This window comes from Leifsonia lichenia (genome assembly GCF_054780215.1).
In genome coordinates, this window is sequence record NZ_BAAGWT010000006.1 from 1 (window position 1) to 12,704 (window position 12,704).

General features: G+C 68.5%; 16 protein-coding genes. 7 read left to right on the forward strand and 9 right to left on the reverse strand.

Annotation, left to right across the window (positions count from 1 at the left end; translation table 11 throughout):
• Positions 1 to 410: 410 nt before the first annotated feature.
• Positions 411 to 635, reverse strand: coding sequence for a hypothetical protein (locus ACYVGI_RS12465; protein ID WP_460632935.1), 225 nt, complete (start codon positions 633 to 635; stop codon positions 411 to 413).
• A gap of 101 nt (positions 636 to 736) precedes the next feature.
• On the opposite strand from ACYVGI_RS12465, the gene ACYVGI_RS12470 reads away from it, so the two are divergent.
• Positions 737 to 1,147, forward strand: a complete 411-nt coding sequence (locus ACYVGI_RS12470) for a DUF488 domain-containing protein (protein WP_460632936.1) — start codon at positions 737 to 739, stop codon at positions 1,145 to 1,147.
• A complete protein-coding gene (locus ACYVGI_RS12475; protein ID WP_460632937.1) occupies positions 1,144 to 1,719 on the forward strand; it encodes a mismatch-specific DNA-glycosylase in 576 nt (191 codons plus the stop codon). The genes ACYVGI_RS12470 and ACYVGI_RS12475 overlap by 4 nt, the downstream gene beginning before the upstream one ends.
• A gap of 42 nt (positions 1,720 to 1,761) precedes the next feature.
• Here ACYVGI_RS12475 and ACYVGI_RS12480 read toward each other — a convergent pair whose 3' ends face one another.
• Complete coding sequence (locus ACYVGI_RS12480; RefSeq protein ID WP_460632938.1) at positions 1,762 to 2,226, reverse strand: hypothetical protein; 465 nt, start codon at positions 2,224 to 2,226, stop codon at positions 1,762 to 1,764.
• 118 nt (positions 2,227 to 2,344) lie between these two features.
• Positions 2,345 to 2,929: a GNAT family N-acetyltransferase gene (locus ACYVGI_RS12485; protein ID WP_460632939.1), complete on the reverse strand. Its 585-nt coding sequence runs from the start codon at positions 2,927 to 2,929 to the stop codon at positions 2,345 to 2,347.
• 72 nt (positions 2,930 to 3,001) lie between these two features.
• Here ACYVGI_RS12485 and ACYVGI_RS12490 point away from each other — a divergent pair, with 72 nt between their 5' ends.
• The 4 genes from ACYVGI_RS12490 to ACYVGI_RS12505 all read left to right on the forward strand — a co-directional run bounded on the left by ACYVGI_RS12490 (position 3,002) and on the right by ACYVGI_RS12505 (position 5,935).
• Positions 3,002 to 3,454: a MarR family winged helix-turn-helix transcriptional regulator gene (locus ACYVGI_RS12490; protein WP_460632940.1), complete on the forward strand. Its 453-nt coding sequence runs from the start codon at positions 3,002 to 3,004 to the stop codon at positions 3,452 to 3,454.
• Positions 3,455 to 3,473: 19 nt separating this feature from the next.
• Positions 3,474 to 3,896 (forward strand): organic hydroperoxide resistance protein, encoded by a 423-nt coding sequence (locus ACYVGI_RS12495; RefSeq protein WP_460632941.1) that lies wholly within the window; start codon positions 3,474 to 3,476, stop codon positions 3,894 to 3,896.
• 30 nt (positions 3,897 to 3,926) lie between these two features.
• Positions 3,927 to 4,904: a zinc-binding dehydrogenase gene (locus tag ACYVGI_RS12500; RefSeq protein WP_460633000.1), complete on the forward strand. Its 978-nt coding sequence runs from the start codon at positions 3,927 to 3,929 to the stop codon at positions 4,902 to 4,904.
• A gap of 179 nt (positions 4,905 to 5,083) precedes the next feature.
• Complete coding sequence (locus ACYVGI_RS12505; RefSeq protein ID WP_460632942.1) at positions 5,084 to 5,935, forward strand: LysM peptidoglycan-binding domain-containing protein; 852 nt, start codon at positions 5,084 to 5,086, stop codon at positions 5,933 to 5,935.
• A 33-nt stretch (positions 5,936 to 5,968) separates the two neighbouring features.
• Here the strand turns inward: ACYVGI_RS12505 and ACYVGI_RS12510 are convergent, their stop codons facing one another.
• Positions 5,969 to 7,711, reverse strand: coding sequence for an ABC1 kinase family protein (locus ACYVGI_RS12510; RefSeq protein WP_460632943.1), 1,743 nt, complete (start codon positions 7,709 to 7,711; stop codon positions 5,969 to 5,971).
• A gap of 5 nt (positions 7,712 to 7,716) precedes the next feature.
• Positions 7,717 to 8,280, reverse strand: coding sequence for a PadR family transcriptional regulator (locus ACYVGI_RS12515; protein WP_460632944.1), 564 nt, complete (start codon positions 8,278 to 8,280; stop codon positions 7,717 to 7,719).
• Between the two features lie 160 nt (positions 8,281 to 8,440).
• Here ACYVGI_RS12515 and ACYVGI_RS12520 point away from each other — a divergent pair, with 160 nt between their 5' ends.
• The gene (locus ACYVGI_RS12520; RefSeq protein WP_460632945.1) at positions 8,441 to 8,623 is read left to right on the forward strand and encodes a YegP family protein; all 183 of its coding nucleotides are present in this window, start codon (positions 8,441 to 8,443) and stop codon (positions 8,621 to 8,623) included.
• A gap of 6 nt (positions 8,624 to 8,629) precedes the next feature.
• On the opposite strand, the gene ACYVGI_RS12525 is transcribed toward ACYVGI_RS12520, so the two are convergent.
• Genes ACYVGI_RS12525 through ACYVGI_RS12540 form a run of 4 tightly spaced genes read right to left on the reverse strand, consistent with a single transcriptional unit; the run spans position 8,630 to position 12,703 of the window.
• Entirely contained in the window at positions 8,630 to 9,901 is a 1,272-nt protein-coding gene (locus ACYVGI_RS12525; RefSeq protein ID WP_460632946.1) for an MFS transporter, read from the reverse strand.
• On the reverse strand, positions 9,898 to 10,866 hold the full coding sequence (locus tag ACYVGI_RS12530) for a sugar phosphate isomerase/epimerase family protein (protein WP_460632947.1): 969 nt from the start codon (positions 10,864 to 10,866) through the stop codon (positions 9,898 to 9,900). The genes ACYVGI_RS12525 and ACYVGI_RS12530 overlap by 4 nt, the downstream gene beginning before the upstream one ends.
• 59 nt (positions 10,867 to 10,925) lie before the next feature.
• Positions 10,926 to 11,756, reverse strand: a complete 831-nt coding sequence (locus ACYVGI_RS12535; RefSeq protein ID WP_460632948.1) for a carbohydrate ABC transporter permease — start codon at positions 11,754 to 11,756, stop codon at positions 10,926 to 10,928.
• The gene (locus ACYVGI_RS12540; RefSeq protein WP_460632949.1) at positions 11,753 to 12,703 is read right to left on the reverse strand and encodes a carbohydrate ABC transporter permease; all 951 of its coding nucleotides are present in this window, start codon (positions 12,701 to 12,703) and stop codon (positions 11,753 to 11,755) included. Before ACYVGI_RS12540 ends, ACYVGI_RS12535 begins: the two co-directional genes overlap by 4 nt.
• Position 12,704: the final 1 nt, after the last annotated feature.

The following is a 12,704-nucleotide window of genomic DNA, read 5'->3' on the forward strand; positions in this document are numbered from 1 at the left end:
GTTCTCAAGGATCGGACGCTCCCACCATCCCGCATCACACGGTCAAAATGGGGCAACCTGTCAACCCTACCACTCGAAGCTTCCTTGTCAAATCAGCCGGTCGCAACCTGGCCGCCTGAGAAAGGCAACCGATCACACGACCGAGCATGACAATCAACTCAGCAAGTGGAGGATAACCACCCTCGGATAATCGAGAAGAAAACCGGGGATGTGGTCCCGCTTGAGGCCGGGGAGCAGTTCCGCTCTCCCGCACCTTTGGGGTGACAAGTAAGTACTTTACGCATTACCGCGAATGCTCGCAAATCAAGGTTGCATCCCGGGCGCGTCGCGAACCTCGTGCCCGTTCTGCGCGTGGAAAACGGCCTGATCCGACGCGGTTCGCGCCGGATCGGGCCGTTGGAGGACGCGCGTCAGTGCAGCGAGATCGTCGCTTCGCGTGCGCTGCGCGCGTGCCTGCTCTTGGACCCGATGCGGGTGGCAGCGACGGCGGCCGCCACGACCATCCCGATCGCTGCGCCGACGAACACGGCGGAGTAGCCGGCGGTGAGGGCGGGCAACGACCGCTCGCCGCCGCCGACGGCAGCGACGTACACCGCCGTGAACACCGAAAGGCCGATGGAGCCTCCGATCTGCATCGCCGAGTTCGCCGTGGCGGATGCGGCGTGAGAGCGGTGAGCCCCGGATGCGAGGATGCTGGTGACGACGCACGACGAGCGCCGCGCGGAAGGAGCGACCGATGGCGACGACACCGGATGCGACAACACCGGATGCGACGACACCGGATGTCCGGGTGCGCCGGGTCTACGAGGAGCCGGGCGCTTCGGACGGCACGCGCGTTCTCGTCGACCGACTCTGGCCGCGCGGGCTGAGCACGGAGCGCGCCCACCTCGATGAGTGGTGCAAGGAGATCGCTCCGTCGACCGAACTGCGAACCTGGTACGCCCACATCCCGGATCGGTTCGACGCGTTCGCGACGCGGTACACGGCAGAGCTCGCCGAACCGCGGCGGTCCGCAGAGCTCGACCGGCTGCGGTCGATCGCGGAGAGCGGCACGCTCACGCTGCTGACCGCGACGAAGGATCCCGAGATCAGCGAGGCAGCGGTGCTCGCGCTGCTGATCCGTGAGCGACGGGGTGTCGCACGGTGAGCTTCACCCGCGCCGAGCTGCTGTCGTACACGGGCGCATCCCTGCCGGACGTGATCAGCGACGGGGTGCAGCTGCTCTTCTGCGGCATCAATCCCGGCCTGCGCAGCGCCGCCATCGGGGCGAGCTTCGCCAATCGGGGGAACCGGTTCTGGCCGGCACTGCACCTGGCGGGGATCACCGATCACGTCATCGACTCGTCGGCCGGGTTCGATCCGCGTGACATCGCCGATCTCGCACACCGTCGCGTCGGGCTGACGACGCTCGTGAACTACGCGACGGCGAAGGCGTCGGAGCTGACAGACGCGCAGCTCGTCGCCGGGCGAACCACTCTGGAGCAGACCGCGGAGACGTACCGTCCGCGCGTGATCGCGCTGCTCGGAGTGACCGCGTACCGCATCGCCTTCGAGGAACCGCGCGCGGCGCCAGGGCGGCAGGACCGGACGCTCGGCGCATCCGCTGTCTGGGTGGTGCCGAGTCCGAGCGGCCTCAACGCGCACTACTCGCTCGCCCAGTTGGCCGCCGCGTACCGCGAGGCTGCGATGGCCGCCGGGATCGAGCTGGGCGAGCGCTAGGAGTGCGGCCGCGCGCTCATGCCGCACGGCCGGTGACTGCGGTCAGCGTGTGGCGCGGGCGACCTGGTGGCCGTCGATGAAGGAGCCGAGACTCTCCTCGATGTGGAACTGGGTGTGCGACAGGCGCGCATCCCGGAGCTGGACCAACTGCTGAGCGGAGCGGCGGCGGCCATTCAGCTTGTTGAGGGACACGGCGAGCTGGATGAGCACCACCGCGCCCACGACGACTCCCGCCCAGGCGACGATGAAGCCGCTGTTTCCGAGGAGGCTGGAGTTCAGCACGCCCCAGACCATGACCGCGTCGCCGACGAGGAGGAACGCGGCGATGGCCAGCGGCGCCCAGACCAGCGTCGCCGGGCTCGCGGCGAGCAGCGCCCTCGCCTCCGCGAGCTCGCGCTCCTGCTGGCGGCGGCGGTCTTTCGCCCACTGCAGGTCGCGCTCGTGACGGCGGAGCTGGCGGCGGGCCTCGTCGTGGGCGTGGTTGTAGGAAATGGTGTTCGGGTTCACAGCGTGTCCTTCGGGTTGACGTGACTGCGTTTCGGTCAGAGCCTAGCCAGAATGGACCGTCTGTGGGTCAAATGGAGGACACGATTTTGTACCCCAGTTCGGGCGACACGCCCGGGCGTCAGGCGAGGAAGGTCGGGCGGGGATCCGAGCTCAGCACGGACATCAGAATCGAGTCCACCCACTCGCCGTCCCAGAACAGGGTGTGACGCTGACGGCCCTCGACGACGAATCCGGCCTTCTCGTACGACCGCTGGGCGCGCGGATTGAAGGAGTACACGTCGAGGAAGACGCGATGCAGGCCGAGTGCGGAGAAAGCGTGGTCGAGCACGACGGTCGTGGCCTCCGCTCCGTAGCCGCGGCCCGGCGCCCCAGGGGCGAGCGCGATCCGGAAGTTCATCGACGCATCCGCTTCGTCCAGCTCGTTCAGGACGATCTCGCCGACGTACTCCCCCGATGCCAGGTCGACGATCGCCCAGTCGGCCCGATCCGGTGCGGACGGAACGGCCGCGAGATGGCGGGCGACCGCATCCACGTCGAAGGTGGCGCGCGTGCCGGTCAGCCGCATGGTCTCCTGGTCCTGGAGCCCTGGCCAGACGGCGTCGAGGTGCTGCGGACCGAGCGGGTCCAGCCGGATGCGCGGGCCGAGCAGCGTGCTGACGTTCGCGAGGAGGGACGCCTCTACGACGGGGAGCGATTCGGTCACGGGTCGACAGCCTAGCGAGCCGATTCCACCCAAAACGTTGTGCACAATTCAATTGCGTGCAACTATGGTGAGATGCCCGTGACCGATGAGATGGTGTGCTTCTCGCTCTACGCAGCCACCCGCGCGACGACCCAGGCCTACCGCACGCTGCTCGAGCCGTGGGGAATCACATACCCCCAGTACCTCGTGCTCGTGACGCTGTGGATCGAGGGCGACCAGACCGTCTCCTCTCTCGGCGACCACCTGCAGCTCGACTCCGGGACGCTGTCCCCGCTGCTGCGCCGGATGGAGCAGGCCGGGCTCGTCTCGCGCGAGCGGCGACTGCCGGACGAACGCGTAGTCACCATCACGATCGGAGACCGCGGACGCGAGCTGCGGCCCGAGCTGGCGCACATCCCGGCCAGGATCGCCGCCGGCACCGGCCTGCCGGACGAACAGTCGGCCGCCGCCCTCATCGGAACACTCCACCACCTCACCGAGACGATGCACGCCGTGAGCGCGCAGCGTCCGGTCGAGCAGCACTGAAAGCACGAGAAAGGCAAGAATGAACGTCCTCTACACCGCAGAAGCACTCTCGACAGGAGCGGGACGAGACGGGCGGGTCGCCACAAGCGACGGCTCGTTCGCCCTGGACCTCGCCGTCCCGAAGGACATGGGCGGCTCCGGAGCCGGCACGAACCCCGAGCAGTTGTTCGCTGCCGGATACGCCGCCTGCTTCCACTCCGCACTGCAGGCCGTCGCCCGCAGTCAGAAGGTGAAGCTGGAGGACTCGTCTGTCGGAGGCCGCGTGCAGATCGGCCCGAACGGCGAAGGCGGATATCAGCTCGCCGTGCTGCTGGAGGTCGTCCTTCCCGGTATCGAGCCCACGCAGGCGCAGGCCCTCGCAGATGCCGCTCACCAGGTGTGCCCGTACTCGAACGCGACCCGTGGCAACATCGACGTCACCATCACCGTCTCGGAGGACTGAGCCATGACCGCAGACAACAGCGCAGAGTCGATGCGCGCACTCGTCCACCCCTCGTTCGGCGACCCCGCAGCAGTGCTCGCGGTCGAGGAGCGACCGCTGCCGCAGCCCGGCGCAGGCCAGGTGCGGGTGCGGATGCTGCTCTCCCCCATCCACAACCACGACCTGTGGACCGTGCGCGGCACATACGGATTCAAGCCGACGCTGCCTGCGCAGGCCGGCACCGAGGCGCTCGGCGTGGTGGATGCGCTTGGCGACGGCGTGGACGCGCTGACGGTCGGTCAGCGCGTCGTCACGGGTGGGACGTTCGGCGTGTGGGCGGAGTACTTCGTCGCGGACGCGGCCGGGCTCATCCCCGTGCCGTACGCGCTGCCGGACGAGGCAGCCGCTCAGCTCGTCGCCATGCCGTTCAGCGCGCTGAGCCTTCTCCACTCGCTCGATCTGAAGGAGGGCGACTGGCTGATCCAGAACGCGGCCAACGGTGCGGTCGGGCGGATGGTCGCTCAGCTCGGCGCCGCTCGCGGGATCAACGTGGTCGGACTGGTGCGCCGCGCTGCCGGTGTCGACGAGCTGCGCGCGCAAGGGATCGAGCGCGTCATCGCGACGGACGGAGTCGGCTGGCGCGAGGAACTCGCCACGATCACCGGTGGCGCGCCCATCCGCGTCGGGATCGACTCGGTCGGCGGCTCGTCCGCAGGGGATGTCCTGTCGACGCTGGCAGTGAACGGAACGCTCGTGGTGTTCGGCGCGATGGCGTCGCCGACGCTCGAGCTCGCATCCGGAGACGTGATCTTCAAGCAGGCAACGGTGAAGGGCTTCTGGGGCAGCGTCGTCAGCAAGGAGATGGCCGCCGACGTGCGCGGAGCGCTGTTCGGCGAGCTGATCGCCCGCGTGAGCGACGGCACGCTGACGCTCCCGGTCGCCGGCACGTTCGGCCTGGACGAGATCGCAGCCGCCGTCGCGGCGAGCGACGCGCCGGGACGCGTCGGCAAGGTGCTGCTGCGCCCGTGATACGCCGGCGGGCGGTCGCGACGCTCTGTCGCCTCCGCCCGCCTCCCGGCTAGGCTCGACGGAGTCGTACGGGGAGAAGCATGTTTCACAGGGGGAAGACGGGTTGCGCGGACGCGGCCGAAAGACGGACGGGCGCGCGGATCGCGCGTTCTGCGCGGATCGCGCGCCGAGCGCTTGCCGTGACGGGCGTCGTGCTCGCTGTGCCGGCGCTGCTCGCCGGGTGCGCACTCTTCGGCGGCGGCCCGGCGGCCACGCCGTCGCACACGAAGCACGCGGCACCGAAAGCGACAACGACGCCGACAGCGCCGCCGACGGCGGCTGGTGCGATCGGCACTGCGACGCCGTCCGCCGCGCCCGTCCCGCCCGCGACACTGACCCCGGTGCCGCAGGGCACGGTCGTCGCAGAGGGCAGCGTCGCATCGCCCAAGGGGAGCATCCACTTCCATTACCGGATGATCGCGAACGGCAACAACACCTACACCGCCGAATACTCCGGCTTCACCTCCTCTGTGCCAGTGCCGATCTCGGTAACGCTGCTCGAAATTGCGCCGGCCGTCGGCGACGGGCTCACCTTCCACGGTGTCGGCGACCATCCGCTCGGCGGCCCGACGAACGGCGCCGCGGCCACATCGACCACGCTCCTCGGCGACGTCGGACAGCCCTCATACCTCGGCACACTCGTCACATACTCGTCGGCGCCATCCGCCGACGGCGTGCCGGTGGAGCTCGGGCCGGACAAGGTGCTCGCTGTCGACAGCATCCACTGGGCGGTGCCGGTGCGGCCGTCGAACGTGCATCCGGTCGACGGCGGCGCTCGGCCGGGCGCGAACGGGTCGGTCACGACGACGACGGCGAGCGGGGCGCCCAAGCGCTACGTGGTTGCGCAGGGCGACAACCCGACCGACGTGGCAGCGCGGTTCGGGATCCCGGAAGAGTATCTGCTGTGGCTGAACCCGGACCTGCCAGGGGACGGCGGCAATCAGTTCCTCTACGCAGCCACGTCGTTGAACCTGGACCCGGACAGTCTCTGACGCGGCGGTTCGCTCAGCGACGACGGCTCGCGCTCAGCGACGGCGCCAGCCGGAGAACAGTGCGTGCAGCAGGGGCAGCACCGACACGACCATCAGGACGGTGCCGAAGACCGCATCCCCGGTGTGGAGCACAGCGCCCGCGATCAGCAGCGCGCCGAACAGGACAGCGGAGACGAGCCGTCTCGCGGTGCGGTCGAGCGTGGCCACCCGCTGCTCGAGGCGCGGGGAACGGACCTCGACCGTGCCGTCGTCGATGCGGTCGAGGAGCGCATCCACCCGTTTCGGCAAGCGCAGTGCGATTCCGGCGAGCTCGACGGCCTGCTTCGCGATGTCCTGCACCACGTTGCCGCGTTCATCGCGGAGAAGCTGCGCCGCATACGGCTCGACGGAGTCCCACAGGTTGAACTGCGGATCGAGCGCGCTGCACACCCCGGACGTGAGCGACATCGCCCGGATGATGAGCAGGAAGTTCTCCGGGAGCTGGAACGGCAGCGAGCGCACAACATCGCCGAACTGGGCGGCGAAGTCGCGGAACTCGCGCGGGTCCACCTCGCGCAGCTCGGCGAATCCCATGCCGCCGAACCGGGCGAAGAGGTGCGTCATCGCCTTCTCCAGCTCGGTGGTCTCCGCGGACGGGAGGAGCACGCCGACGTCGCGCATCGCATCCACCAGGCCGCGTCCGTCGCGGGAGGCCGCCGCGATCAGGAGTTTGCGGAGGCCGCTGCGCGTGGTGGCTGGAACCTCGCCCATCATGCCGAAGTCGATGAAGGTGAGCTTCCACGGGTGCTCGGCCACGGATGCACCCGATGCATCGGATGCATCCGATGCGGCAACGGAAACAGGGGTGACGAAGATGTTGCCCGGGTGCGGGTCGGCGTGGAAGAAGCCGTTCGTGAACAACTGGTCGAACATGACCGAAGCGAAGACCGGCGCGACCTGCGCTGGATCGATCCCCGCGGACGCCAAAGCGGCGGTGTCGGTGATCTTGATGGCGGTGACGTCCTCGAGTGTGAGCACGCGCCTGGTGGTGCGCTCCCAGACCACCTCCGGCACGGCCACCCTGGCGTCACCGGCGAACTGCTCGGCAAATCGCTCGGCGTTCTCCGCCTCGTGCAGGTAGTCGATCTCCTCCAGGCTGGTGTGCGCGAACTCCTCGACCAGGGCGGGCATGTCCACCCTGTCCGACACCAGTCGCACGCGACTCAGCCAACCGCCGACCCTGCGGAGCGCGGCCAGGTCGACGTCGACGATCGCGCCGATCCCCGGGCGCTGCACCTTGATGACGACACCGTCGAGACCCGTGTCTGCCGCGTCGGTCGGCGCGAGTCGCGCGCGGTGCGCCTGCCCGAGGGATGCGGCGGCGACCGGCGTCTCGTCGACCTGCGCGAACGCCCTGTCCAGCGGGATGCCCAGCTCGGCCTCCGCGAGAGCGCGGATCGCAGCGAACGGCACGGGAGGAACCTCGTCCTGCAGCCCTTCCAGCTCGGCGGTGATCTCCGGAGGGAGCACGTCGAGCCTCGACGACATGAACTGGCCGACCTTGATCATCAGGCCGCCGAGCTCCACCGCGAGCCCGTGGAATCTCTGGGCGAAGCGCCGCATCCGCTTCGACCGGGTGCGCTCTGCGACGCTCTGCAAGCCGATGCGCGGAAGGAACAGCTCGTACCACCAGGTGACGGCCAGATTCCAGCCCGCGAACCGCAGGATGCGGCGGTAGCGTGCGCGCGTCGACCCCGCGCCCTGCGTGCCAGCGCGATCGGGACGAACCGACGACACCCGCGTCAGTCCTGCGCGAGGATCGCGTAGAGCTTGCGGCGTGCGTCATCGAGCACGGTCGCCGCCTGGTCGACCTGCTCTGGGGTGCCTGTCCTGCGCACCTGGGCCGCCGCCTGGGCGAGCTCGAACGCGGCCTTCGGCAGGGCGCCGACACCAGGGCCGTCGCTGCCGGCGCCTGTGGACTCCCACGGGGCGGGCCCGGCAGCTTCCGCCTCGGCGCGGCCGCTGTCGGTGAGCGCGTACGTCTTGCGTCCGTTGGACTCCTCCGAGACGATGAGCCCTTCGTCCGCCAGGAGCTGCAGCGTCGGATACACGGACCCGGCGCTCGGCTTCCACGAGCCGCTGCTGCGCTCCTCGATCTCGCGGATGATCTGGTAGCCGTGCATCGGCTTCTCCGCGAGCAGCGCGAGGACGGCCGCGCGGACATCGCCACGCCCCATCCTCGTGTTCACGCGTTTCTCGAACGTGGAGCGGAGCTGTTCGAACGCCTGCCACATGTTCTCTGCGGTGGCGCCCGCGCCGGGGCCTGCGCCGAACGGGCCGGATGTTCCGGGGAATGACGTGTTCATGATGACCTCCGTGAGGATCGCAACGATAGCTAACGATATATCGTTATGGCCTGCGACGGTAGTGCGGCACGAGCAAAACGCCCCTCGACGCGGATCGTCGGCGTCGATAGGGTGTGCTCGTCTGACAGCAACCAGGCTGCGGCGACGAAGGAGACGAACGATGGCCGGGAAGTTCGAGATCTACCAGTCCAGCAACGGCGAATACCGCTTCCGGTTGAAGGCGGGAAACGGCGAGATCATCGCGGTGTCGGAAGGCTACAAATCCAAGGCGTCGGCGAGGAACGGCATCGAGTCGGTTCAGAAGAACGCGCCGGGCGCCGCCGTGGACGACCTGACGGAGTAGAGGGGTCTACGCGGCGGTCGGCCGCGAGCGGAACAGGGCGAAGTTCCCGAGAGAGAGCACCAGCAGCAGGACCGCCGACGTGGCGGCCACCGCTGCTGCGCCGGACGGGACGTTCGCCTGCACGAGCGCGCCCGCGATGGCGGAACCGAGGGATTGCCCGAGGATGAGGCCTGCGCCGAGCAGCGTCATCACGGTGGTGCGGTCCGCAGCGCTCGACCGCGCCGCCGCAGCGCTGAAGGTTGTCACGAGCGCCGGGCCGATTCCCGCCCCGGCGACCGCCAGCACGACAGCCATAGTGGGGAGCGACGAGACGAAGGCGATGGCGACGGCGGCGCAGGCCGTGATCGTGGCGAACAGGATCGACCGCGCCTCCAGCGAGAACCGGTCGGGCACGAAGGTGACCAGCAGTGCGAACACCGCAGAGCCGACGCCTGTGCCCGCATAGACCAGCCCCGCCAGTTGCGGAACGCCGCTCGCTCCGGCGAAACGCGTGACGTCGATGAGTGTCGAGCCGAAGAAGCCGCCGATGGCCAGGAGCGACAGCGCGAGCACCAGGATGCGCGGATGCGCCCAGGCCCACGTCGAGCCCGTCGCCGGGGTCGCCTCTTCCGCCGGCCGCACCGCGGCTCCGCGCACGAAACGCGCGGTGGGGTGGCAGGCGAATGCCACCCCCGCCACCGCGGTGAGTGCGGCGGCGGCGATGATCGGCACGGCCGTTCCGAACGCGAGACTCACCACGCCGACTGCTGCGGGGCCGATGACGAAGGTGAGCTCGTCGATGAACGACTCGACCCCCAGCATCGTCCGCGTCGCGGGAGTGACCTGCGCGAGCGGCAGCGTCTGCTCCGCCATCGCGGCCAGCCTGCTGCGCGACATCGGCGACACCTGGGGCGACGCGAGCCCGATCACCGCGGCGGTCGCGAGCACGGCCGCCTCGGGCGCGCCGATCGTCACCAGCCAGATCAGGCAGAGCAGGGCGAGCACGTAGACCGCGATGTACGGCAGGAGCACCCTGCGCTGCCCCCACCGGTCGACGGCGCGTCCGAGGAGCGGACCGCCGACAGCGGCGCCGACGCCGATCAGCGCCGAACACCATCCGGAGAGCTCGTACGAGCCCGTGCTGATGACGAGGAAGCCGACGACGCCGACCACCGCCATCGCGAAGGGCAGCCGCCCGACGACGGCGACCGCGTAGTACGTCCACCCTGCCTCGCGAGCGAGGCGGGCGAACGGGCGGTTCCACGTCGTCGGGCTGCCGCCCGCGTCGGCGTCACTCATACCGTGGCGTGCGCCTGGACGTGCTCGCTGAGCCAGCGGCTGGTGACCAGCGCGCTCTCCCAGGGGTCCATCGACGCTTTGTCGACCTCGATGATGATCCAGCCGCCGAAACCGTCCGGCAGGGCGCGGAGCACGCCGTCGAGATCGATGTCGCCGAGACCTGGCTCGAGGAACAGTCCCCGGTCGGAGGTCGCGCGGTACGAGGTGGGCTGCAGCCTGCTCGACTCTGCGACCGACAGGTCCAGGTCTTTGAAGTGGAGGTCGACCAGGCGATCCGCGTAGGCCGCGAGCATCTCTTTGGCGTCGATTCCCGCCCACTCCAGGTGCCCGATGTCGAACGATGCGCCGAGAACGGATGCGTCGATCTGCCCGAGGACGTAGTCGATCTCGTCCCTGGTCTCCACCCAGGTGCCGACGTGGTTGTGCAGTCCGGGACGGATGCCCTCCGCCTGCAGCACCTCCGCTGCGTCGTTCAGGTACTCGGTCACCCGCTCGAGCCTGCTCTGGTCGAAGTCGGCGCCGACCGCTGCGGCGCGAAGGGTGCGGGTGCTGCTGTCGAGCCAGTGCACCTCCGGCGCCAGGAAGATCGTCTTCAGCCCGAAGTAGTTGGACTCCTCCGCCTTGCGGCGAACGCTGTCGAACCAGCGGACCCACTCGGCGCTGCCGCGTTCGAGCGTCACGCCGTGCTCCTCCGGCAGCGCGATCTGGCAGTAGCCGGGCGCGAGCCTCAGTCCGGAGTCCTCGATCATCGACGCGTAGTTCTGGAGGGTCTGGGTGTCCAGGACCTCCATCATGACGGCGTCGAAGCCCGCATCCTTCACCTGTGTGAGAACGCTCGGATAGTCGGCACGGAAACTGGGCTCGCGGTAGAGCCACAGGTCCTCGCTGTTCGGGTCGGACGGGTCGGCCTTCACGTTGATCCACTGGATCGCGTTGAGGGCGATCTGGTCACGGCTGATGGTCATGGGATTCCTTTCGATGTGTGCGGCTGAGTTCTGGGTTCGCCCGGGTTCGCTTGGCCCGGCTACTTGAGGCCCGCGGTCGCGACGCCCTGGATGAAGTAGCGCTGGAGGAAGACGAACAGGATGAGCACCGGCAGAAGCACGACGACCGCTCCCGCGAGCAGGATGCCGAACGCTGTGGTGTTCGACGCCTGCGAGGCGACGGCGAGGCCGACGGGCAGTGTGTATGTGCCCTGCGACTGGGCGACGATGAGCGGCCAGAGGAAGTAGTTCCACGAGTTGAGGAACGTGAGGATGCTCACGGTCGCGATCGCGGGGCCGACCAGAGGAAGGAAGACGCGGAAGAAGATGCGGAACTCCCCCGCCCCATCCACTCTGGCCGCCTCCAGCAGCTCGTCAGGCACGGACATCGCGAACTGCCGCATGATGAAGATCGACAGCGGCATCACCAGGATCGGGACGACGATGCCGGTCAGCGTGTTCACGAGACCGAACTGCACGATCACCAGGAACTGCGGCACGAAGACGGCCACATACGGGATGGTCATCGAGCCGACGACCGCGAGGAACACCCAGCGGCGACCGCTGAAGTCGATCTTGGCGAGCGCATACCCCGCCATCGAGCTGAAGAACACGTTGCCGAGCACGGCGACGATGGACACGATGGCGCTGTTGGCGAAGTAGAGCCCGAACGACTTCTCCGTGAACAGCACGATGTAGTTCGAGAAGTTCGCGAAGGTCTCAGGGAGCCACGCGCCCGGATTCGAGATGAACTCGTTCTGCGTCTTGAACGACCCGAAGAGCACCCACGCGAACGGCAGGAGCATCAGGAGCACGACACCGACGAGCAGGAGGTACATGCCCGCGCTGCGGGCGATGGATGGCTGTCTCACTGTTTCGGCCTCAGCAATCTGAACTGGACGACGGCGACGACCGCCACGAGGATGAGCAGGATGAACGACCCCGCCATCGAGGCGGCCACGTTCCCGAAACCGAACTGCTCGTACACCCAGAGCGCGATCGACTCCGTCGAGCCGAGCGGTCCGCCCTTGGTGAGCAGGTACGGCTCGTCGAAGATGTTGAGGAACGAGACCGTCATGAGCACGCTGACCAGCAGCGTCGTCGGACGCAGCAGCGGCAGCGTCATGTTCGTCAGTCGCCGCCAGTGGCCTGCGCCGTCGATGGATGCGGCTTCGTACACCTCCTCAGGCACGGCCTGCAGTCCGGCGAGGAACAGGACCATGCAGGTTCCGATGTTGCGCCAGACGCCCAGGATGATGACCGTCGGCGGCGCCCAGGACGGGTCGCCCAGCCAGTTGGGTCCGGTGATCCCGAGCGTCGCGAGGCCGGAGTTGACCGGACCGTTGATCGTGAACGCGTACTGCCAGATGACGGCCGCGGCCACGATGTTCGTGATGACCGGCAGATAGATGGCCGCCCGGAAGAACGTGCGCAGCCGGGCGATGCCGGTGTTCAGGATGACCGCCAGCGCGAACCCGATGCCCATGCTGAGCGGCACGCACACGACAACGAAGAGCGCCGTGTTCGCCACACTGCGGAGGAAGGTCGCGTTCGTGAGCACGTTGACGAAGTTGGAGAATCCGACGAAATCGACGGAGAACGGGTTCCTGATGTCGGCTGCCGTGATGTCGGTGAAGCTCATCCCGAGGGCGCCGAGCACCGGAATCGCGGTGAGGACGACGAAGAGGATGAGGAACGGCGCGACGAACAACCAGGCGACGCCCCGCTGCTTCGTGACGCCGGGCGCTGTCGCCCTGCGCCGGGCCACAGAGGGGCGACTCGAGGCCGCCCCTCTGGTCTTGCTGATGACGGAGGTCATG